This is a genomic window from Arthrobacter pascens (assembly GCF_017052465.1).
In the GTDB taxonomy this organism is placed as follows: domain Bacteria; phylum Actinomycetota; class Actinomycetes; order Actinomycetales; family Micrococcaceae; genus Arthrobacter; species Arthrobacter pascens.
The window spans coordinates 106056-127574 of the sequence record NZ_JAFHKT010000145.1; the positions used below are offsets into that span (position 1 = coordinate 106056).

Genomic DNA, 21519 nt, shown 5'->3' on the forward strand with positions numbered 1-21519 from the left:
CGCCTACTCCGGGGAGGTTCCGGTGACCTGGACGTGCAAGTCCTCGTCCGACGGCGTCCAGGTCGCCGGATCGGCGTCGACCTGCACCCCCGAGCGGATGTCCTTCACCTGGTGCTTGCCCTCATCATCGGTAAACCAGACGAACGGAATGCCGCGGCGGTCAGCGAATTTAATCTGCTTTCCGAACTTCTCCGCCTTCGCGGCAACTTCGGTGGCGATGCCGCGGCTGCGCAGCTGCGTCGCCACGTCCTGGGCCTCCCCCCACGTGTCGTCTGCGTTCAGGGCGACGAGGACAGCGGTGGGAACGGAGCGGGAAGCCTTCGCCAGGTCCTGGCTGAGGATGCGGGACACCAGCCGGGTCACACCGATGGAGAGCCCGACGCCGGGGAACTTCCGGTTGCCCTTGGTCGCCAGGGCGTCATACCGGCCGCCGGAGCAGATGGATCCGAGCTGCTCGTGGCCGACGAGCACCGTTTCCACGACGGTGCCCGTGTAGTAGTCAAGCCCGCGTGCGATGCTCAAATCGGCGATGACCTTGCCCGGTGCACGCTTCACGGCGGCCTCGATGACCTGCTCGAGTTCGTCCAGGCCCTCCTCGAGGAGTTCATTGCTCACCCCGAGCGAACGGACCTGCCCGACGAAGGAGGTGTCCTCGGTGCGGATGCCGGCAAGTTTGAGGGCCGCCTGCGCCTGGTCGTCGGTGGCACCGAGTTCGGTTTTGAGCAGCTCGGCCACCTTGGCGGGACCGATCTTCTCCAGCTTGTCGATGCTGCGCAGCACGCCGGCAGTGTCGTCCAGCCCGATGCCCCGGTAGAAACCCTCTGCCAGCTTCCTGTTGTTGATGCGGAGCCGGAAGTCCGGAATCGGAAGGGCGCCAAGCGCTTCGGCGATGACCAGCGCGATCTCGACGTCGTAGCGGAAGGGCAGCTCGCCGTCCCCCACCACGTCGATGTCCGCCTGGGTGAACTCACGCGCACGGCCCTCCTGGGGACGCTCGCCCCGCCACACCTTCTGGATCTGGTAACGGCGGAACGGGAACGCGAGGTAGCCGGCGTTCTCCACGACGTACCGGGCAAACGGAACCGTCAGGTCGAAGTGGAGGGCCAGCGCATGCGGGTCGTGCTTCCCTTTGCCTCCGTCGGTGGCGGCTTCGCCTTCGTCGTCCTGCAGCCGGCTGAGGCCATACACCTCTTTATCGATCTCGCCCTTGCGCAGCAGCTGGCCCACCGTCTCCACCGCGCGGGTCTCGATGGAGGAGAAGCCGTGCAGTTCAAAGGTGCGCCGCAGCGTGTCCAGGACATGCTGCTCCACCAGCCGCTCCTCGGGAAGCCACTCGGGGAATCCGGACAGGGAGGCTGTGCGTGCCATGGTGGAGTTTCTCCTCAGGTAACGACGGCCGGAGTCCGCTGCCCAGCATTCCGAAACGCCATTGATCAAAAACGGCGGCAGGGGCGGGAGTCCAGGCTGTCATGCATAAACTATGTGCGGCAGTCAGTTTATGCTTTCGGCGCCAGCATCTCTAATGCGGCCGCCGTGACCGGAGACGCTGCCGCTGTGCAGCTGCAGCCGGGGATGCCTTCAGCGGGTGACCCTGGTGGGCAGCCCGATCAACGAGGAGGACCTGTGGCGGCAAGTCCACGCGAGATGCGTGAAGCCAAGCGCCGTATCCAGCAGATGGAAGCCAAGCGCGAGCTTCGCCGTGACCAGGAGAAACGGCGCAGGCGGGACAACCTTCTTGCGGTCGGCGCGGGAACGGCGGCGGTGATACTCGCCGTCGTGCTTCAGCTCGCGGTGTATTCCGGCAACCCGACCGAGGAGGAATTCGCGGCGGCCGAGGCCGGACTGCAGTCCCCGTCGGCGTCGCCATCCGCCCCGGCCACCAATGCCGCCAACATCCCCAAGCCGGAAACAGCCGCGGGGAAGGTCTTCACCGGTGAACTCAAACTCAATCGCGGAGCGGTGGGAGTGCGGCTCGACGGCACCAAAGCGCCGCAGGCCGCCGCCGTGTTCAAGTCCCTCGCCGATGAGGGCTACTACAAGGGCGTGAGCTGCCACCGGCTCACCACCGCCGAGAATTTTGGCGTGCTGCAGTGCGGCTCCAAGAGCGGAGACGGCCAGGGCGACCCCGCCTACACATGGGGTCCGCTGGAGAACACGCCCGCGAACAACAAGTATGCGGCCGGAACCATCGCAGTGGCCCGGACCGGCGGCAACGCCTACGGCAACGGGACACAGTTCTTCATCGTGTACAAGGACACCGTGATTCCGGCCGACGCCGCGGGCGGGTACACGGTGGTGGGCACCGTGACCTCCGGGCTGGACGTGGTCACAAAGATTGCGGCGGCAGGTCTTAAGAAGGGCGAAAATGCCACCGACGGCGCACCTGTGGAACCAGTCACGATAGACTCGTTCTCTCTGAAGTAAGAAGCCCGGTTCCCAGGCGGCCCCGGGTGTATTACGAGAGTATTTTCCTCCAAGCGAAAGACTTTTAGCGGTGACAGACAGTCAGAAATCCGACGAAACAGCAGCAGCAGACCTGATTGAGGCTCCGGCTCCTCCGGCCGGCCCCGAGGCGGCAGCTGCCGAAGGTACCCAGGCAGAAGAAACGCAGCCGGACGCAGCTCCCCAGGAGGAAGCGCCGGCGGAGGACGCACAGGCGCAGGAGGAAGCGCCGGCGCAGGATGCGCCCGCGGAGGACGCAGCTCCCCAGGAGGAAACGCCTGCGCAGGGCGCTGGAGAGGAACCCGCCGCGCCGGCCCCCTCACCCCGCCCGGCACCGTCACCCCGTCCGGCACCGTCGCCCGCAGCATTTGCCGCGCGCCCGAAGGCCGGCCCCGCAGCCACCGTGGCGCCGGCACCCGCACCGTCGGCCACGTCGCTCGCGGAGGCAGCCCGCTGGGGCCGTGTTGAAGGGGACGGTCACGTCTTCCTCACCATCGACGGCGAGGAACACCCGGTAGGCCAGTACCCGGACGTCAGCGATGACGAGGCGCTGGCTTACTTCGCCCGGAAGTACGACGACATCGTGGCCCAGATCGTGCTGCTCGAGCAGCGTGTTGCGTCCAAGGCCCCCACCACCGACATGCAGAAGACTGTCACGCACCTGCGTGAGCAGCTGGCAGAACGCAACATGGTGGGCGACATCCGTTCGGCTGAAGGCCGCCTGGACACGCTGGCCACGCAGATCACCGAGCTTGAAAAGGCAGAGAAGGCACAGCACGACGCCGTCCGCGCAGCCGAACTGGCCGCGCGTGAGGCCATCGTCGCCGAAGCCGAAGGCATCTCGGGAACGGATCCGGCGCATATCCAGTGGAAGACCTCCAGCGCCAGGATGAACGAACTGTTCGAGAGCTGGAAGACCGCACAGAAGAGCGGCGTCCGCCTCGGCCGCAGCAACGAGGACGCACTCTGGAAGCGGTTCCGCGCCGCCCGCACGGTGTTTGACCGGCACCGCCGCGCCTACTTCTCCCAGCTGGACAGCAACAACTCGGCGGCAAAGGCCGCCAAGGAAAAGCTGATCGCCGAGGCTGAGGCCCTGTCCTCCTCGACCGACTGGGGATTCGCCGCAGGTGAATACCGCCGCCTGATGGACGAGTGGAAGGCCTCCCCGCGCGCCAGCCGCAAAGATGACGACGCGCTTTGGGCACGGTTCCGTGCCGCCCAGGACGTCTTCTTCACCAACCGCCAGGCCGCGAACGACGAGATCGACCAGGAGTACGCCGCCAACCTCAAGGTGAAGGAAGCCCTCCTCGAGGAGGCCAACACCATCCTTCCGGTCAAGGACCTCGGTGCCGCCAAGAAGGCCCTGCAGTCCGTCCGCGACCGCTGGGAGGATGCCGGAAAGGTGCCGCGCGCCGACATGGGACGCATCGAGGCAGGACTGCGCAGGATTGAGGACGCCGTCCGGCAGGCCGAGGAGGAGAACTGGCAGCGTTCCAACCCTGAGACCAAGGCCCGCACCAACAGCGCCCTGAGCCAGCTCGAGTCGGCCATCGCCGGGCTCAAGGACGATCTGGCGAAGGCCGAGAAAGCCGGCGACCAGCGCAAGATCAAGGCTGCCCGCGAGGCACTTGACGCCCGCCAGGCGTGGCTGGACCAGATCCAGCGATCCGCCAGCGAGCTCTCCTAGTCAGGATCCTGCAGGCCCCGCACCGGTTATCCACATGACCGGGGCGGGGCCTGTACGCGTTCCGGCCTTTTCGGGCACGATGGCTGGATGGAAGCGTCCCGCACGCCCGGCAGGCCATCCCCGCCGATAGTACCGTCCCCGCCGTCTGCACCAGCGTCACCGCCGTCAGCGCCAGGATCACCCGGCCAGCTTCTGGACCTCTACGCGCCTGGACAGCTGTTTTCGTCGCCTGAGCTGCAGGCCATGGCGGCCGACGGCGTGCTGACGCAGCTCCACCAGCACGGCTACACCGTGCCGGGCGTGGAGGCTTCGCCGCAGCTGCGGGCGCGCGCTGCTGCATACGCGGTGCCGCCCGCCATCCGGCAGCGGGTGGTGGCGGGACGGATGACGGCGGCCTGGATCTACGGGTGCGCCCGTGAGCCGGACCGGATGGCCCTCCTGGTGGATGCCAAGCGCCGCATTTCCAGCCTGCGCGCAACCCGCGGCTGCACACTCCATGAGGTACGGCTCGGTCCCTTTGACGTCGTCAGCCTGGGGGGCCTGATGGTTTCGAGCCCACTGCGCACCGCACTGGACATCGCCCTGCACGTGGACGCCGAGCGGGCGGTCCCCGCCCTGCGCCAGCTGCTCGGAAGACCCGAACTTGATGTCCGCGTGCGGCTGCTCGTGCTGGCCGTAGAGGCCACACCCAGGCTGCCCCACAAGAAGGCGGCCCTGGAGAAACTGGCCCTAGCTTCGCCGGCGGTTTCCCGTGGTCCGGTAGACATCGAAGACGCCGTCGATCCGCCGGACAGCGCTGAGCACGTGGCTCAGGTACTTGGGATCGCCCATCTCAAAGGCAAACTTGGACACGGCCACGCGGTCGGTTGACGTGTGCACACTCGCGGCGAGGATGTTCACATGGTTCTCGGAGAGCACCCGCGTGACGTCCGAGAGCAGCGACTTCCTGTCCAGGGCCTCCACTTGGATCTCCACGAGGAACACGCTGGACTGCGTCGGCGCCCAGTCAACATCCACGATCCTGTCCGGCTGGTCCTTCAGGTCCGAGATGTTCGTGCAGTCCGTGCGGTGCACGGACACGCCTGAACCCCGCGTGACGAACCCCAGAATGGGGTCTGGCGGCACGGGGGTGCAACAGCGGGCCAGCTTGACCCAGACGTCCCCTACTCCGCGGACCACCACACCGGAGTCGGAGAAACGCGCCTTGCTGACCTGCGTGGGGATGCTGACCTCGGTGAGGTCGTCGTCCGGCGTCTCGTTCCCGCCGAGCATGTCGACGAGTTTTTCCATGACGGACTGCGCCGACGTGTGCCCGTCCCCCACTCCGGCGTACAGGCCCGAGATGTCGACGTACTTGAATTCCTCGGCCACTGCGGCCAGGGCATCGTGGGTCATGAGGCGCTGCAGCGGCAGGTTCTGCTTCCGCATGGCGCGGGTCAGCAGCTCCTTGCCGCGGTCAATGGCTTCCTCGCGGCGCTCCTTGCTGAACCACTGGCGGATCTTGTTCCGTGCCCGGGCGCTCTTGACGAAGTGCTGCCAGTCCTGGCTCGGGCCGGCCCCTTCCGCCTTCGACGTGAAGATCTCCACCCAGTCGCCGTGGTTGAGCTCGCTGTTGAGCGGCACCAGCTTTCCGTTGACGCGGGCGCCGATGGTGCGGTGGCCCACCTCGGTGTGCACCGCGTACGCAAAGTCCACAGGCGTGGAGCCGGCCGGGAGCGCCATGACTTCGCCCTTGGGCGTAAACACGAAGACTTCCCTGGCGTTGATCTCAAAACGCAGCGAGTCGAGGAATTCGCCCGGGTCGGAGGTTTCCTGCTGCCAGTCCACGAGTGACCGCAGCCAGCCCATGTCCCCGTCGCGGGGACTGCCTGGCCCGGTGGCCGTGCGGTTGGGCTGGTCCTTGTACTTCCAGTGGGCGGCAACGCCGTACTCGGCGCGCCGGTGCATCTCGTGCGTGCGGATCTGGATCTCCACGGGCTTGCCGCCCGGTCCGATCACGGTGGTGTGCAGTGACTGGTACATGTTGAACTTGGGCATCGCGATGTAGTCCTTGAACCGCCCGGGAAGGGGGTTCCAGCGCGAATGCAGGGTGCCGAGCGCGGCGTAACAGTCGCGGACCGAGTCCACCAGCACGCGCACGCCCATGAGGTCGTTGATGTCGTCGAAGTCCTTGTCCCGAACGATCATCTTCTGGTAGATCGAGTAGTAATGCTTCGGCCGGCCGGTTATGGTGGCCTTGATTTTGGCCACGCGAAGGTCTTCGGCGATCTGGTTCCGGATGACGCTCAGGCTCTTTTCGCGCTCCGGCGTCCGGTCACCCACCATGCGGACTATTTCCTCATAGACCTTGGGATACAGGGCGGCGAAGGAAAGGTCCTCAAGTTCCCACTTGATGGTGTTCATGCCCAGGCGGTGTGCGAGCGGAGCAAAAATCTCCAGCGTTTCGCGTGCCTTGCGGGCGGATGACTCGGCGGAAACGAAACGCCATGTCCGCGCGTTGTGCAGCCGGTCGGCCAGCTTGATCATCAGCACACGGATGTCCTTGGCCATCGCCACGACCATCTTGCGGACCGTTTCGGACTGTGCGGCCTCGCCGAAGCTGACCTTGTCCAGTTTGGTCACGCCGTCGACCAGCATGGCCACTTCCGGGCCGAAGTCGGCCTTCAGGTCGGCGAGGGTGTAGGGGGTGTCCTCGACGGTGTCGTGCAGCAGCGCAGCGGCCAGCGTGGTCCCGCTCAGCCCGAGTTCGGCGAGGATCGTGGCCACCGCCACCGGATGCGTGATGTACGGATCGCCGCTCTTGCGCTTCTGTCCGCGGTGGCTCTGCTCGGCGACCACGAAGGCGCGCTGGATGAGGTCGAAGTCCTCTTTGGGATTGTTCGCGCGGACGGTCCGGAGCAGGGGCTCCAGGATGGGCGAATACGTTGCGGTGCTTCGGCCGGTCAGCCTCGCGAGCCGGGACCGGGTACGTTCACGCCGGCCCGGAAAAGTCGGACGCACGCCGGAGTTGTCCACCGGCACACCCGGGCCGGGGCGCCCGGCAGCCACGAGACCAGTCTGCGGGCCCTGGCCCGGACTGTCATCACCGGCAGCCTCTGGCGCCGACGTCGAACGTTCTTCCAATGAAGCACCCCTCACGACCCGTTTAATTATCCCAGTCTATTCCCGGCACGGGCATGCCCGATAACCGGAACGACGCCGAAGGGCAGGACTCCGACGCAAAAGGCCGGACACCGTCGCGACGACGGTGTCCGGCCTTCAGATGGGGCTGCTAGGCCTTGGCCGGTTCGGCGGAAGCCTTGGCGCCGGCATCTGCCCGGCGGTGTTCCACGCGCTTTGCCTGCTTGACCAGTTCGGGCTCGTTCTGTCGCAGCCACGCGTACATCGGGGCAGCGATGAAAATCGTGGCCGCCGTGCCGATGAGGATTCCGACGAACAGCGCCAGGGAAAGGTCCCGCAGGGTTCCCGCACCCAGCAGGCCGGCACCGATGAACAGGATCGCGGCCACCGGGAGAATGGCGACCATCATGGTGTTGATGGAACGGACCAGGGTCTGGTTGACGGCCAGGTTGACTTCCTCACCGAACGTCCGCCGGGTGGACAGATCGATTTCGGCCGTGTTTTCGCGGATTTTGTCGAACACCACCACGGTGTCGTACAGCGAGTAGCTGAGCACCGTCAGGAAGCCGATGATCGCCGACGGTGTCACTTCAAAGTCGCTGAGGGCATAGACGCCGGCGGTGATGAACATCGTCACCGCCATGCCCGCGATCGCCGAGAGCGACATCTTCCAGGTCCTGAAGTACAGCGCCATGAGCACCGTCGCCAGCCCCACGAAGACCACCAGGCCGATGAGCGCCTGCTTGGTGACGTCGGCACCCCAGGTGGGGCCCACGAACGTCGAGGTCACCTCGTTGTCGGTGACGCCGTAGGCGGTGGTCAGGCCTTCCTTGATTTTCAGGGTCTCGTCATCCGAGAGCTTGTCCGTCTGGATGCGCATCGTGGTCCCGGCGACGTTGGCAACGCGGGGAACACTGCCCGGGACGACGTCCTCCACGGCCTTTTCACCGAGGGCCGCGTCCGTGCTCTTGACGTTGGAAACGGTGAATTCCGAGCCTCCACGGAACTCGATGCCCAGGTTGAACCCGCCCTTGGCCACCGGGATGAGGATGGAGAGGGCAACCGCGGCAAGAGCGATCAGGAACCACAGTTTCTTCCTGTCGACAAAGTCGTAGGAGCGCTTTCCCGTGTAGAGCTCGTTACCGAATGTCGCAAAGCTTCTAGCCATTACTTGCCCTCCTTGTTGGCGCCCTTGGAGGATCCCGCAAGCTGCTGCTGCTTTTCCGCGAGGCGTCGTTCTGCAATCGTCATCCGGCGCTCCGCCTCGGCGGACGCTCCCGTGTTCTTGGCGCGCACGACGGCGGGTTTCTCCTCCGGCGTCCGGATCCTGCCGGCGCCCCTGTAGAGCGGCACGGCGCCCAGGCGCTCGGGGTCGAGGCCGGAGAACCGGTGGCCTTCACCGAAGAACCGGGTGCGGGCCAGCAGCTGGAGGGTCGGGTGCGTGAACATGAAGACGACGATCAGGTCGGCGATGGCTGTCAGGCCGAGGGTGAAGGCGAAGCCGCGCACGTTGCCGACGGCCACGAAGTACAGCACGAGTGCCGCGAGGAGGTTGACCGCCTTGGAGGCCAGCACGGTGCGCTTGGCCCGCTTCCAGCCGTTCTCGACCGCCGAAACCAGTCCGCGGCCCTCACGGAGCTCGTCACGGATGCGTTCGAAGTAGACGATGAACGAGTCGGCGGTCTGGCCGATGGCGACGATGATACCGGCGACGCCGGCCAGGGACAGGCGGTAGTTTTCCGTCCAGCCGAGGACGGCAATCGCCAGGTAGGTCAGGGCACCGGCCACGACCAGCGAGGCGATGGTGACGAATCCCAGGGCACGGTACTGGAACAGGGAGTACACCACCACGAGCAGCAGCCCGATCAGGCCGGCGAGCAGCCCCATCCGGAGCTGTTCCCCACCCAGCGTCGCGGAGATCTGCTGCTCACTCTGGATGTCGAAGCTGATCGGCAGCGCGCCGAAGCGCAGCTGGTCGGACAGGGCTTTCGCGGACTGCTCCGTGAAGCCGCCGGTGATCTGCGGACGGCCGTCGGTAATCACGGCCTGGGACCGCGGAGCGGAAATGACCTGGTCATCGAGAACAATGGCGAACTGCGACTTGGGATCCGTACCGGTCTCTCCGCCGGCCGCGACGTAGAACTGGTTAAGCCGCTCGGTGACCGTCTTGAACTTCGCGGTGCCCTCGGCGTTGAACTGGATGTTCACGGCCCACTCGTTGGTGACAGCGCCCTGGGCGCCCTGCTGGAGCTGGAAGGTGGAGCCCTGGATCTCGACGCCCTTGACCTCAACCGGGCCCAGGATGTACTTGATCGCGGGGGTCTCTTCGGTGGCCGGCTCGCAGGTGACCAGCGGCTTGGCTGGATCCGAGCGCTCCTGCTTGTCCTGTGCGGGATGGGCACAGTCCAGTGCCTCGAACTGCTTCATGATGTCCGCGGTGATCCAGTTCGAATCACTGCCGTTCGTTGGCTTGGCGGTGGGCTTGGGCAGCTGCGCCTCCGGGGTGCGCTCAGCCGCGGGAACCGGCGTTCCGGGCCCGTTCAGGAGGACCGGACGGAAGTTCATGTCGGCCGAGGCCTGGATCAGTGCCCGGGTCTCGGAGGACGGCGTGCCCGGAAGGCTCACCACCACGTTGCGGCCGGACTGGGTGCTGATTTCAGCCTCGGCGACACCCGAACCGTCGACGCGCTGGCGGATGATCGCGACGGCCTGGTTGAGCTGCTCTTCGTTGATGTCCGAGCCGCCCTCTACCTTGGGCGCCAGGATCATCTGGGTGCCGCCCTCAAGGTCAAGGGCCAGCTTTGGAGTCCAGCTTGCTTGTCCGGCCATGGTGCCGCCCGCGAGGACGGCTGTCATGACAGCCAGGATTACGCCAAGCCAGACCAACACCCTGATGGCTGATTTCTTGTGGCCAGTTCGTGCCATTGTCGATCTTTCTATAGTTACGGAGGAGCCGCCGGTGCGGGCTGGGCGCCCGTCCCGGCGGCGGGCCGCGGCCGAAGAGATGATGTGCGGCGCTAATGCGCCAGCGGACTAGATGTCCTTCTTGCCTTCGTCGTTGCTGCGCTTCGCGGCGTCGTCCTGGGTTTCGGCCGTGGTCGGCAGGCTGCCGTCGGCGTCGGCGGTCAGGGACGAGGCGTCATCCGGCACGGGCGTGGTGTCCGCCGCGGGCTCCACGATCTTGGTGACGGCCTGGCGGTGGACGGTGGCCAGGTGGCCGGGAGACAGTTCCAGCACAACCTTGTTCTCCTGCTCATCGATCGAGACGATGCGGCCGAAGAGGCCGAAGCTCGTCATGACCTCAACGCCGGGAGCGAACTGCGACTGAATGGCGGCCTGCTGCTGCTGCGTTTTCTTGTTGCGGCGGAACATCATGAAGATGAAGATGCCGAGCATGACGAACAGCAGGATGGTCATGATGTCGATGCCGCCACCGGCCTGCGGCTGGGCCTGGGCAGTAATATTTCCGAACACGGGGAAGTTCCATTCTGTACTTGCGTAGCTGGTTGACAGCAGCGTCCGTTTCGCGCCGCATTCCCGGGCAAGAGACCAGCCCCGGTCGGCCGCGCCCCGGAGGGCCGGCCACGGAAACGAACACGGATGTGCCGAGCGTCATTCCAGTCTAGAGGGAAAAGCTGGAAGGCCGCTGTTATTGGGCGTTGGAGATCCAGCCGGCAGCGGTTTGTTCATCTTCCGCGTCCGGCGCGAACAGGTCCAGGGTGTCCTGCCCGAAGACGCCGTCGGGCACCGCGTAACCCAAGTGGGTCCATGCCGGCGCCATGGCTATCCGCCCCCGGGGCGTCCGGCCAAGGAGTCCCTCACGGACCAGGAAGGGCTCGGCAACGGTCTCGACCGTTTCGGGTTCCTCGCCAACGGCGATTGCCAGGGTGGAGAGGCCGACCGGCCCTCCGCCGAACTTGGTGATCAGCGCCTCGAGCACGGAGCGGTCCAACCGGTCCAGGCCTCGCTTGTCCACCTCGTACATGTCCAGCGCGGCCGAGGCGGACCGGGCGTCGATCTGCTCGATACCGTGCACCAGGGCCCAGTCCCTCACCCGCCGCAGAAGGCGGTTGGCGATTCGCGGAGTGCCGCGGGACCGTCCGGCGATTTCGCTGAACCCCGCGGAGTTCACCTTCAGGTCAAGGAGGCCCGCGGACCGGCGCAGGACCAGCTCCAGTTCCTCCACCGAGTAGAACTCCAGGTGGCCGGTGAAGCCGAACCGGTCACGCAGCGGTCCCGGCAGCAGCCCGGCCCGGGTGGTGGCGCCGACCAAGGTGAATGCGGGCAGTTCCAGCGGGATGGCCGTGGCTCCGGCGCCCTTGCCCACCACGATGTCCACCCGGAAGTCCTCCATCGCCATGTAGAGCATTTCCTCGGCGGGGCGGGACATCCGGTGGATTTCGTCCAGGAAAAGGACCTCGCCCTCGGACAGCGAGGAAAGGATGGCGGCGAGGTCGCCCGCATGCTGGATGGCCGGACCGCTGCTGATCCGCAGCGGTGCGTTCATTTCCGCTGCGACAATCATGGCCAGTGTGGTTTTGCCGAGGCCCGGCGGGCCGGAAAAGAGCACGTGATCGGCGCTGCGGCCGCGCATCCGGGATGCCTGCAGCACGAGGGACAGCTGTTTGCGGACGCGGTGCTGGCCCACGAAATCGTGCAGGTTCTTGGGCCGCAGGGCTGCCTCGATCGCCCTTTCCTCGGGTTCTTCGCCTCCGGCGACGAGGGACGGCTCAGCCACGGCTGCCTACCCTGTTGCCGGCACGGGCGCCGTCCTGGCCAAGCCACCGCAGCGTGGTGCGCAGGATCTCGGCGACATTGCCGTGGTCCGCAAGGTCGGGGGCGTCGGCCAGGGCTTTGTCGATGCTGCCGCTGGCATCCTTCTCGGACCAGCCGAGGCTGGTCATGGCGGCCACCACCTGCGGCTTCCAGACCGCTTCCCCGGACGGGGCGGGGGCGGCACTCGGGGCAGTGCCGTGGGGAACCAGCTTGCCGGCGAGCTCCAGCACGATCCGGCCGGCGACTTTGGGGCCGATCCCGGGGACTTTCGTGAAGGTTTTGCTGTCACCGGTGTGCGCGGCGACGCGGATGGCCTCGGGATCATGGACTGCCAGCACCGCCAGGGCAAGCCGCGGCCCCACGCCGCTGACGCTGAGCAGGACATCGAAGACCTCGCGCTCGTCGTCGCTGGCGAACCCGAAGAGCGTCAGCGAATCCTCCCTGACGATCAGGGACGTGAAGAGTTTGCCTTCCTCGCCGGCGCGGAGCCGGCTGAGGGTCTGCGGGGTGGCGTTCACGCTCATGCCGGCACCGTTGAGGTCGATCACGGCGGTGGAAAGGCCGACGTGCGCTACGGTTCCGCGGAGAAAACTAATCAAGGCCGGGCTCCTGAACTACCGCCGGCAAATGACCGACTATCCGAACATATCTACGAATACCCTAGCAAGGGCCGCGGACAATCAGCGCGCACGCCGCGCCTTTGCTTCCGCTTCGGCCCATGCGCGCTGGGCCGGAGTCAGCGAACTGCTGCCCGGGCCGGTGGTGGCAACCGCGGCTCCGCTGCCGGCCCGCCACGCGTGGGTTATGGCGAGGGCGAGGGCATCGGCGGCATCCGCCGGCCGCGGCGGGGCGTCCAGCCGCAGGATCTTGGTCACCAGCTTCGTGACGGCGTCCTTATTGGAGTTTCCGCTGCCCGTCACCGCAGCCTTGACTTCCGACGGCGTGTGGAGCGCCACCGGGATTCCCCGCCGGGCGGCTGCGGCGATGACGACGCCGGAGGCTTGGGCAACACCCATCACGGTGCTGACGTTGAGCTGGGAGAAGACCCGCTCCACCGCCAGGACGTGCGGCTCATACCGGTCGAGCCACTCGTCGATGGCGAGGGCAATGACCAGCAGACGCTGGTCCAGGCTCTCCCCGGCAGAGGTCCCCACCACGCCCACGGCCACCATGGTGGCGCGGCGGTTCTTTTCCACGTCCACCACGCCGATGCCGCAACGGGTGAGGCCCGGGTCGACTCCCAATACGCGGAGGGTCAAGGCCGGGCCTCAAAGTCAGTGCAGGAGTGCGGGATCACTCGGCTTCCAGTGCGGCCTGCACTTCGTCGCTGAGGTCGGCATTGCTGTAGACGTTCTGGACGTCGTCAAGGTCTTCCAGCGCGTCAACGAGCTTCATGAACTTCTTGGCGGCATCCAGGTCGAGGGGAACCTCCATGGACGGCACGAACTCGGCCTCGTCGGTGTCGTATTCGATCCCGGCCTCTTTGAGGGCGTCGCGGATGGCCTGGAGGTCCTTCGGGTCGGAGTGGATTTCGAAGGTGTCGCCGTTGTCCTTGACTTCCTCGGCGCCGGCGTCAAGCACCGCCATGAGGACGTCGTCCTCACTGAGCCCGTTCTTGGGCAGCGTAACAACGCCCTTGCGGGAGAACAGGTAGCTGACGGACCCGGGATCGGCGATGGTGCCGCCGTTGCGGGAAATGGCGAGGCGCACCTCCGAGGCTGCGCGGTTCTTGTTGTCGGTGAGGCATTCGATCAGCAGCGCGGAGCCCTGCGGGCCGCGGCATTCGTACATGATCTCCGTGTAGTCCACGACTTCGCCGGTGAGGCCGGCGCCGCGCTTGATGGCACGGTCGATGTTGTCGGCCGGGACCGAGGTCTTCTTCGCCTTGGTGACGGCGAGTTCCAGGCTGGGGTTGCCGGCCAGGTCGGGTCCGCCCATCCGGGCAGCAACTTCGATGTTCTTGATCAGCTTGGCGAACGACTTGGCCCGGCGGCTATCGAGGATGGCCTTCTTGTGCTTGGTCGTTGCCCATTTGGAGTGGCCTGACATGCTTTACGCTTCTCCTCTGATCATGCGGATAAAAAGTTCATGTACGCGCTTCTCGCCCGTCACTTCCGGGTGGAAGGAGGTGGCCAGCAGTTGGCCGGAACGCACTGCAACAATTCTAGCTGTCCCCTGCAGATCGGCTGCGTGGGAGGCGTGGGCCGGGTCCGCCGGCTCCACCTGGGCCAGGACCTCGACCCCCGGTCCCACCCGCTCCACCCACGGGCCGCGGATGAAAACGGCGTGCACCGGCGCCACGCCGTTTTCGGTGGCGCTGAAGTCCAGGCCCCGGAAGTCGAGATCGGTCTCGAACGACTCCCGCTGGCGCCCGAAGGCATTGCGCCGCACGGTGATGTCCAGGCCGCCGAAGGTCTGCTGCGGGTTGCCGGCGAGATCCGTGGCGGGGTCCGCGATGTCGTGCGCGAGGAGGATCATACCGGCGCAGGAGCCGTAGACCGGGAGGCCTTCGGCGATGTGCTTGCGCAGCGGGTCCGCGAGCTCGAAGGCCCGGGCCAACTTGTCGATGGCGGTGGATTCTCCTCCGGGAATTATGAGCCCGTCCAGGCCGTCAAGTTCCGCCGGGCGGCGGACCCCGATGCCGGTGGCGCCGGACGCCTCGACGGCGCGGAGATGCTCGCGAAAGTCGCCCTGAAGTGCCAGGACGCCGATGCGCAGTCCTGAACCGATACCTGCACGAACGCGCGGATCCGCGGCGGAAAGGGGATTGGTCATCCAATAATCATAGTGTCCCGGAGGCTGCACCCCGCCCCCTCCGGGACAAGGGCCGAACGTTCCATGCCTCAACTGGGATATATTACAGAGCATGTTTTCCTTCAGCATTCCGCTCGGCAAGCTCGTTCGCCGGGTAACCCGGCTCAGGGGCGGAGGCTCCGCTTTTCCAGGTCTGGTGGTCGAGAAAATCGATCCCGGCTTCATGCAGCGGACACTGTCCACGCTCCCCCATGGGGTCGCGGTGGTCAGCGGAACCAACGGCAAAACCACCACCACGAAGATGGTGGTGGAGCTCCTTGAAAGCCAGGGCCTGAAGGTCTTCACCAACCGCACGGGAAGCAACTTCACCCGCGGCGTGGCGGCTGCCCTTCTGGGCGAGGTCGACTGGCGGGGACGCCTCGACGCTGACATTGCGGTACTTGAACTTGATGAAGCCCACGCTGTGCACTTCGTCAACCGGGTCCCGCCGCGCTACAGCCTCCTGCTGAACGTGCTGCGCGACCAGCTGGACCGCTTCGGGGAAATCGACAAGACGGCGCAGCTCCTGCAGCAGATCGCCGACAAGACCACCGGAACGGTGGTCTTAAACCGCGAGGATCCGCGGGTCGCACGAATTGCCGAGACCCTCCACGGACCGGACGTGCGCTACTTCGGCCTCGACGATTCCCTGCTGGGCACGTTTCCCAGCGACGACGAGCTGCGCGCCGGCCCCGGAAGCCCCGCCCCGGCGACGGTCCCCCAAAGGCAGACTGCCGACGTCGTGCTTCGCCGGGTCGGTGCAGACGACGCCGACTTCGAGTACGACGGCGCCACAGTCACCACCTCGATGAAACTCCGCGGCGTCTACAACATCTTCAACGCCGCCGCGGCCCTGGTGCTGGCCCGCAGCATCTGCGGCAGCGGCGCTGCCACCGCGGACCACACGGCGCTGCTCAACGCGCTGTCCAAGGTGGCCCCTGCTTTCGGCCGCGGCGAGAGCCTGGTGGTGGACGGGCTGCCTCTGGACCTGGTGCTGGTCAAGAACCCCAGCGGATTCCGGCTGGGCCTGAAGTCTTTCCCTTCGGGCGGGTACGCCACCATGATCGCGATCAACGACAACTACGCTGACGGCCGGGACATGTCCTGGCTGTGGGACGTCGACTTCGACTCACTGCGGAAAGACGGCGTGGACCAGGTCAGCGGCTCCCGCGCCTATGACATGGCGCTGCGTCTGCAGTACGACGATGTGGCCGTCCGCGCTGTCAACACGGAGATCGCCCCTGCGCTGGCCACCTTCATCGCCGGCGCCAAGGACAAACCGAAGCGCGTCTTCTGCACCTACACAGCCATGCTCGCCATCCGCCGCGAGCTGTCCAAAATCACCACAGTGGAGGTGGTCTCATGACCCCCGGGACGTCAGGCAGCAAGGGGACCATCCGGGTCCTGCAGCTCTATCCGCGCGACATGAACATCTACGGCGACTGGGGCAACGCGCTGGTGCTGCAGCAGCGGCTCAAGTGGCACGGCTACGCCCCGGAACTCCTCGAATACAACCCGGGCGATGACTTTCCCGACGAAGTGGACCTGATCGTTGCCGGCGGCGGGCAGGACAGCGGCCAGCTGGTGATCCAGGACGACCTGCAGATGCGGGCGGACACCCTTAGGGGCCTTGCGGAGGACGACGCGCCGATGCTGGTGATCTGCGGCCTGTACCAGTTGTTCGGACATTTCTTCAAGACGCGCTCGGGCACGGTCATTCCGGGTATCGGGATCCTGGATGTGGAAACCCACGGAACGGACGAACGCCTGATCGGCAACGTGAAAGTGACCACTCCCGAGTTCGGCGAGGTCCTTGGCTACGAAAACCATAGCGGCCAGACGACCCTCGGCCCGGGCGTGAAGCCCTTGGGCACTGTCGAAAAAGGGACCGGCAACAACAGCAAGGACGGCCATGAGGGCGCCCGCTACCGCAACATCGTGGCGAGCTACCTGCACGGCTCCCTGCTCCCCAAGAACCCGGCCATCGCAGACTTCCTGATCCGGAACGCCGTCGAACGCAAATATGGTTCCTTCACGCCAGGCGAACCGGACGACCACTTCGCTGTTCTGGCCAGGGATCACGCGGCCCGCCGGCCGCGCTAGAGAGGCCCGCTACTTCTCCTTGCTGATCAGGAGTTCATGGGCGCCCGCCCTCACGGCACCCATCGATTCCACCACGGCCTTGGTCCGCTGCCGGGTCTCGGCGTCGGCGGCCGGGCTCGCGCAGACGCCCTGCGGCGCGTCAGAAGCAACAGAACACCAGCGGTAAGGCGCGTTGACGATGACGGACGGCGCCCAGCCAAGGTCGGCGGCCGTCCACTTGCCGGCAGCGTCCTGGCTGAACTGGGCGCGCACCAGCAGCCCTTCGTTATTGACCGCATACGTGGGCGACAGCTCCGTCACGCCATTGCCCAGTCCGTAGACGATCCATGTTCCCTTGTACTTCTCGATCGGCAGCACCGAGTGCGTGTGGTGCCCATAGATCATGGTGAACTGACCGCTGTCCACCAGGGCGTGGGCCATTTCCTGCTGTTGGGCATTCGGGACACTCGCGTATTCATCTCCGGCGTGCATGACTCCCAGCACAATGTCCGCGCCGAGTTGCCGCGCCTTCTTCGCCTTGGCAATCATCGCCGGGGCGTCGAGCATGTCCACCTGCCAGTCCTGTTCTGGAATCTGGCCGTTCAGGCCGTACGTGGCCTGGATGACGGCGATGTCGGCGGCTGCCGTCGGCAGGATGAGGATGCCGTTCGAGTCGGCCTCGGTCCGGTAGGAGCCGGTGTGCTGCAGCCCCGAAGCGTCCAGCGCATCCAGGGTCCGGACCAGGCCGGCGGTACCTTGGTCGATCGTGTGGTTGCTCGCCGTGGTGCACGCCTGGTAGCCCACGCCCTTGGCGGCGGCGATGATCTGCGGCGGCACGTTGAACGAGGGGTACGCCGAGAACGGGCCCGCCGGGGCGGCCACCGGAGTCTCCTGGTGGCAAATGGCGAGGTCGCTCTGCTCGATGTAGCGCCGCTGGCCCTCCAGCAGCGGGCCGAAGTCCAGCCCCTTGGAGCCCGCCGCCAAGGCGTCCAGGCGCGCCTGTTCCCACAACTGCGTGTGGACCAGCATGTCGCCGGTGACCACTACGGAGGCGCAGCGGACCGCCTGGCATTCGGGTCCGGCGCCGGGGGTCGGCGTCTGGCTGGGAGCAGTGGTCTCGTTGGGAGCCGGCGCCTGCGTGGGAGTCGCCGCGCCTGATTGTTCCGCAGCCGGGGGAACCGCAGGCGCGCTGGCCGACGTTCCCGGCGAACCGGCCGGCGCAGCAGGCGAGGCGCTGGCAGTCCCCTGCCCCGGGCCGCCGTCGGATCTGCCCTGGCTGTCGCCCTGACCTGCGATAACGCCGCACGATGCCAGTGCGGCAATGAGTGCCGCCGCCGCAGTGGCCCGGGCGGTGCGGCTGATCACGGTGGTGTGTGAGTTCCCCATGTCCGCAATCCTACGGTGGCCCGCTCTCCAAAAACGCGCCAGGCGTCATTGTGAACTCCGCGCCTGCATGAAAGGGTTGCTTCATGACCAATCCCCTGCTGAGCCCGAGCGAATTGCCGTTCGGACTGCCTCCCTTCGCGGCCATCGAGGACACCCATTACGCCGAGGCGGTGGATGCCGGTTTGGCGGAACACCTGGCCGAGATCCAGGACATTGTGGGCAACCCCGATCCGGCTACCTTCGAGAACACCGCGCTGGCCATGGAACGCTCCGGCCGCTTGCTGCAGCGCGCCGCCGCGGCATTCTTCACGGTGGTGTCGGCGGACGCCTCGGACGCGATCCAGGACCTCGAAACCGAACTCGCGCCGCGCTTCGCCGCCCATCAGGATGCCGTCTACCTTAACCGCGGCCTGTACGAGCGCTTCGCCGCCATCGACACCGCAGGCCTTGATGCCGAGTCCGTCCGGCTTGTCGAGGAATACCTGAAGGAATTCCGGCAGTCCGGGATCCAGCTGGATGATGAAGGGCAGGAAAAGCTCAAGGGGCTGAATGCGGAGTTGTCGCGCCTTGGCACGGAGTTCGGACAGCGCGTCAAGGAGGCCATGAAGAGCGCCGCCCTGCTGCTGGACGATGCCGCGGACCTGGCGGGTCTGCCGGCTGACGACATCGCCAGCGCCGCGGAAGCCGCCCGTGTGGCTGGCCACGAGGGCAAGTTCCTGCTGACCCTCATCCAGCCCAGCAACCAGCCCGCCCTGGCGGCGCTGGAGAACCGCGACGTCCGCCGCCGCCTCTACGAGGCATCGATCGCCAGGGGCAGCAGCGGCGGGAGCCTTGACGTGCAGGACCTCGTGAAGTCCATGGTCCGGTTGCGCGCCGAGAAAGCCACCCTGTTGGGCTTCAGCAACTTCGCCGAACTCGTGGTGGACCGGCAGACCGCCCCGGACTTCGAGGCGGTCCGGTCCATGCTCAACCGGCTCGCCCCGGCGGCTGTCCGTAATGCCGACACCGAGGCCACTGCCCTGGCCGAGAGTGCCGGCCACCAGCTTGAGGCCTGGGACTGGGCGTATTACTCGGCGAAGGTGCGCCGCGACCGCTATGCGGTGGACGAGCAGGCCATCCGGCCCTACTTCGAGCTGGACCGGGTCCTGGTGGACGGGGTGTTCTTCGCGGCCACGTCGCTGTACGGCATCACGTTCCACGAGCGGCCGGACCTCGCCGGCTACCACGCCGACGTCCGTGTCTGGGAAGTGCGCAATGCGGACGGCTCCGGGCTGGGACTGTTCCTGGGCGACTACTACACGCGGGAAACAAAACGCGGCGGAGCCTGGATGGATTCCCTGGTTGACCAGTCGGACCTGCTGGGTGCCAGGCCCGTGGTGATCAACAACCTCAACATCTCCAAACCGCCCGCGGGAGAGCCAACCCTGCTGACCCTGGATGAGGTCCGAACCCTCTTCCACGAGTTCGGGCACGCCCTGCACGGGCTTTTCTCCGAAGTCACCTATCCGCGGTTCTCGGGCACCGGCGTGCCCCGCGACTTCGTGGAATACCCCTCGCAGGTCAACGAAATGTGGATCATGTGGCCGGAGGTCCTGGCAAACTATGCCCGCCACCACGCCACGGGCGAGCCGCTCCCCCAGGACGTTGTGGACCGGCTGAACGAGTCACGGCTGTGGGGCGAGGGGTTTGCCACCACCGAATACCTCGGCGCCGCGCTGCTTGACCTGGCCTGGCACGTGCTCGACGCGGGGAGTGTTCCGCAGGACGCCCTGGAATTCGAGGCCAAGGCCCTGGCCGCCGCGGGGGTTGCGCACACGCTCATCCCGCCGCGGTACCGCACCGGCTACTTCCAGCACATCTTCGCCGGCGACTACTACGCGGCCGGCTACTACTCCTACATCTGGAGTGAGGTCCTTGACGCGGAGACCGTGGACTGGTTCGTCGAGCACGGCGGACTCAACCGGAACAACGGCGACCGCTTCCGCGCAGAGCTCCTCTCCCGGGGCAACAGCCGGGACCCCCTGGAGTCGTTCCGCACCCTCCGGGGACGCGACGCCCAACTGGAGCCCCTCCTGAAGCGCCGCGGCCTCGAGTAACGCACCACCCCCTTGCAAAAGGAACGACGGCGGCGAGTCACCCAGCAAAGGTGACTCGCCGCCGTCGCGGTTTGTTGCTCGGAGGCAGGTACTGGTCCGGCAGCTTGCGTAAAAGGGGCCCTGCGTTCCCGCTCGCCGCGCAGCGGCTATAGCGGGACGTGGGGAATAGCAAGCAGAGGATCAGGACCTGCCGTACGGCAGAGAACTACCAGCCGCGTTCCGCGAGGCGGTGCGGCTGCGGGATCTCGTCGACGTTGATGCCCACCATGGCTTCGCCCAGGCCGCGGGAGGCCTTGGCAATCACGTCCGGGTCGTCGAAGAAGGTGGTGGCCTTCACGACGGCGGCGGCGCGCTGCGCCGGGTTGCCGGACTTGAAGATGCCCGAGCCGACGAACACGCCGTCGGCGCCGAGCTGCATCATCATGGCGGCGTCGGCCGGGGTGGCGATGCCGCCGGCGGTGAACAGCACCACCGGGAGCTTGCCGGTGGCGGCAACTTCCTTGACCAGTTCGTACGGTGCCTGCAGCTCCTTGGCCGCGACGTACAGCTCGTCCTCGGGCAGGGCGGCGAGCTTGAGGATTTCGGCGCGGATCTGGCGCATGTGCGTGGTGGCGTTGGAGACGTCTCCGGTGCCGGCCTCGCCCTTGGAGCGGATCATCGCCGCGCCCTCGTTGATGCGGCGCAGTGCCTCACCGAGGTTCGTGGCACCACAGACGAAGGGAACGGTGAAGTTCCACTTGTCGATGTGGTTGGTGTAGTCGGCCGGGGTCAGGACCTCGGACTCATCGATGTAGTCCACGCCGAGGGACTGCAGGACCTGCGCCTCGACGAAGTGGCCGATCCGGGCCTTGGCCATGACCGGCACCGAGACGGCGTCGATGATCTTGTCGATCATGTCCGGATCGGACATGCGGGACACGCCGCCCTGGGCGCGGATGTCGGCCGGGACGCGCTCAAGGGCCATCACGGCAACGGCACCGGCATCTTCGGCGATGCGGGCCTGTTCGACGTTGACGACGTCCATGATGACGCCGCCTTTGAGCATCTCTGCCATGCCGCGCTTGACGCGGTTGCTGCCCGTGACGCTGTTGGCGGACGAGCCGGCTTCGCTGCTTACATCAGGTGTAGACACAAAAA

The 21519-nt window shown here is 66.4% G+C and carries 17 protein-coding genes; 5 read left to right on the top strand and 12 right to left on the bottom strand.

Features of this window, described 5'->3' with window-relative positions; translation table 11 throughout:
* Positions 1–3: 3 nt before the first annotated feature.
* Positions 4–1368 (bottom strand): histidine--tRNA ligase, encoded by a 1365-nt coding sequence (gene hisS / locus JYA52_RS14895; protein ID WP_205653948.1) that lies wholly within the window; start codon positions 1366–1368, stop codon positions 4–6.
* A 255-nt stretch (positions 1369–1623) separates the two neighbouring features.
* On the opposite strand from hisS, the gene JYA52_RS14900 reads away from it, so the two are divergent.
* Both JYA52_RS14900 and JYA52_RS14905 read left to right on the top strand, forming a co-directional pair.
* Entirely contained in the window at positions 1624–2424 is an 801-nt protein-coding gene (locus tag JYA52_RS14900; protein ID WP_205653949.1) for a peptidylprolyl isomerase, read from the top strand.
* 70 nt (positions 2425–2494) lie between these two features.
* Positions 2495–4129, top strand: a complete 1635-nt coding sequence (locus tag JYA52_RS14905; RefSeq protein ID WP_205653950.1) for a DUF349 domain-containing protein — start codon at positions 2495–2497, stop codon at positions 4127–4129.
* 729 nt (positions 4130–4858) lie between these two features.
* Here the strand turns inward: JYA52_RS14905 and JYA52_RS14915 are convergent.
* The 9 genes from JYA52_RS14915 to pdxT all read right to left on the bottom strand — a co-directional run bounded on the left by JYA52_RS14915 (position 4859) and on the right by pdxT (position 14800).
* Positions 4859–7252 (bottom strand): RelA/SpoT family protein, encoded by a 2394-nt coding sequence (locus tag JYA52_RS14915; protein WP_205653951.1) that lies wholly within the window; start codon positions 7250–7252, stop codon positions 4859–4861.
* Between the two features lie 148 nt (positions 7253–7400).
* Entirely contained in the window at positions 7401–8417 is a 1017-nt protein-coding gene (gene secF, locus JYA52_RS14920; RefSeq protein WP_205653952.1) for a protein translocase subunit SecF, read from the bottom strand.
* On the bottom strand, positions 8417–10174 hold the full coding sequence (gene secD / locus JYA52_RS14925; protein ID WP_205653953.1) for a protein translocase subunit SecD: 1758 nt from the start codon (positions 10172–10174) through the stop codon (positions 8417–8419). Before secD ends, secF begins: the two co-directional genes overlap by 1 nt.
* 108 nt (positions 10175–10282) lie before the next feature.
* Positions 10283–10666, bottom strand: a complete 384-nt coding sequence (gene yajC, locus JYA52_RS14930) for a preprotein translocase subunit YajC (protein WP_205654099.1) — start codon at positions 10664–10666, stop codon at positions 10283–10285.
* 232 nt (positions 10667–10898) lie between these two features.
* Positions 10899–11987 (bottom strand): Holliday junction branch migration DNA helicase RuvB, encoded by a 1089-nt coding sequence (gene ruvB, locus JYA52_RS14935; RefSeq protein ID WP_205653954.1) that lies wholly within the window; start codon positions 11985–11987, stop codon positions 10899–10901.
* On the bottom strand, positions 11980–12624 hold the full coding sequence (ruvA, locus tag JYA52_RS14940; RefSeq protein WP_205653955.1) for a Holliday junction branch migration protein RuvA: 645 nt from the start codon (positions 12622–12624) through the stop codon (positions 11980–11982). The genes ruvB and ruvA overlap by 8 nt, the downstream gene beginning before the upstream one ends.
* Positions 12625–12705: 81 nt before the next feature.
* On the bottom strand, positions 12706–13284 hold the full coding sequence (ruvC, locus tag JYA52_RS14945) for a crossover junction endodeoxyribonuclease RuvC (protein ID WP_205653956.1): 579 nt from the start codon (positions 13282–13284) through the stop codon (positions 12706–12708).
* 34 nt (positions 13285–13318) lie between these two features.
* Positions 13319–14074, bottom strand: a complete 756-nt coding sequence (locus tag JYA52_RS14950) for a YebC/PmpR family DNA-binding transcriptional regulator (RefSeq protein ID WP_205653957.1) — start codon at positions 14072–14074, stop codon at positions 13319–13321.
* A gap of 3 nt (positions 14075–14077) precedes the next feature.
* Positions 14078–14800, bottom strand: a complete 723-nt coding sequence (pdxT, locus tag JYA52_RS14955) for a pyridoxal 5'-phosphate synthase glutaminase subunit PdxT (RefSeq protein ID WP_205653958.1) — start codon at positions 14798–14800, stop codon at positions 14078–14080.
* A 91-nt stretch (positions 14801–14891) separates the two neighbouring features.
* Here pdxT and JYA52_RS14960 point away from each other — a divergent pair, with 91 nt between their 5' ends.
* The gene (locus JYA52_RS14960) at positions 14892–16184 is read left to right on the top strand and encodes a Mur ligase family protein (protein ID WP_205653959.1); all 1293 of its coding nucleotides are present in this window, start codon (positions 14892–14894) and stop codon (positions 16182–16184) included.
* Entirely contained in the window at positions 16181–16921 is a 741-nt protein-coding gene (locus JYA52_RS14965; protein WP_205653960.1) for a type 1 glutamine amidotransferase, read from the top strand. The genes JYA52_RS14960 and JYA52_RS14965 overlap by 4 nt, the downstream gene beginning before the upstream one ends.
* Positions 16922–16930: 9 nt before the next feature.
* Here JYA52_RS14965 and JYA52_RS14970 read toward each other — a convergent pair whose 3' ends face one another.
* Positions 16931–18286, bottom strand: a complete 1356-nt coding sequence (locus JYA52_RS14970) for a CapA family protein (protein ID WP_240460368.1) — start codon at positions 18284–18286, stop codon at positions 16931–16933.
* 83 nt (positions 18287–18369) lie between these two features.
* Here JYA52_RS14970 and JYA52_RS14975 point away from each other — a divergent pair, with 83 nt between their 5' ends.
* Positions 18370–20382, top strand: a complete 2013-nt coding sequence (locus JYA52_RS14975) for a M3 family metallopeptidase (protein WP_205653961.1) — start codon at positions 18370–18372, stop codon at positions 20380–20382.
* Between the two features lie 205 nt (positions 20383–20587).
* On the opposite strand, the gene pdxS is transcribed toward JYA52_RS14975, so the two are convergent.
* Positions 20588–21514 (bottom strand): pyridoxal 5'-phosphate synthase lyase subunit PdxS, encoded by a 927-nt coding sequence (pdxS, locus tag JYA52_RS14980; protein WP_205653962.1) that lies wholly within the window; start codon positions 21512–21514, stop codon positions 20588–20590.
* Positions 21515–21519: the final 5 nt, after the last annotated feature.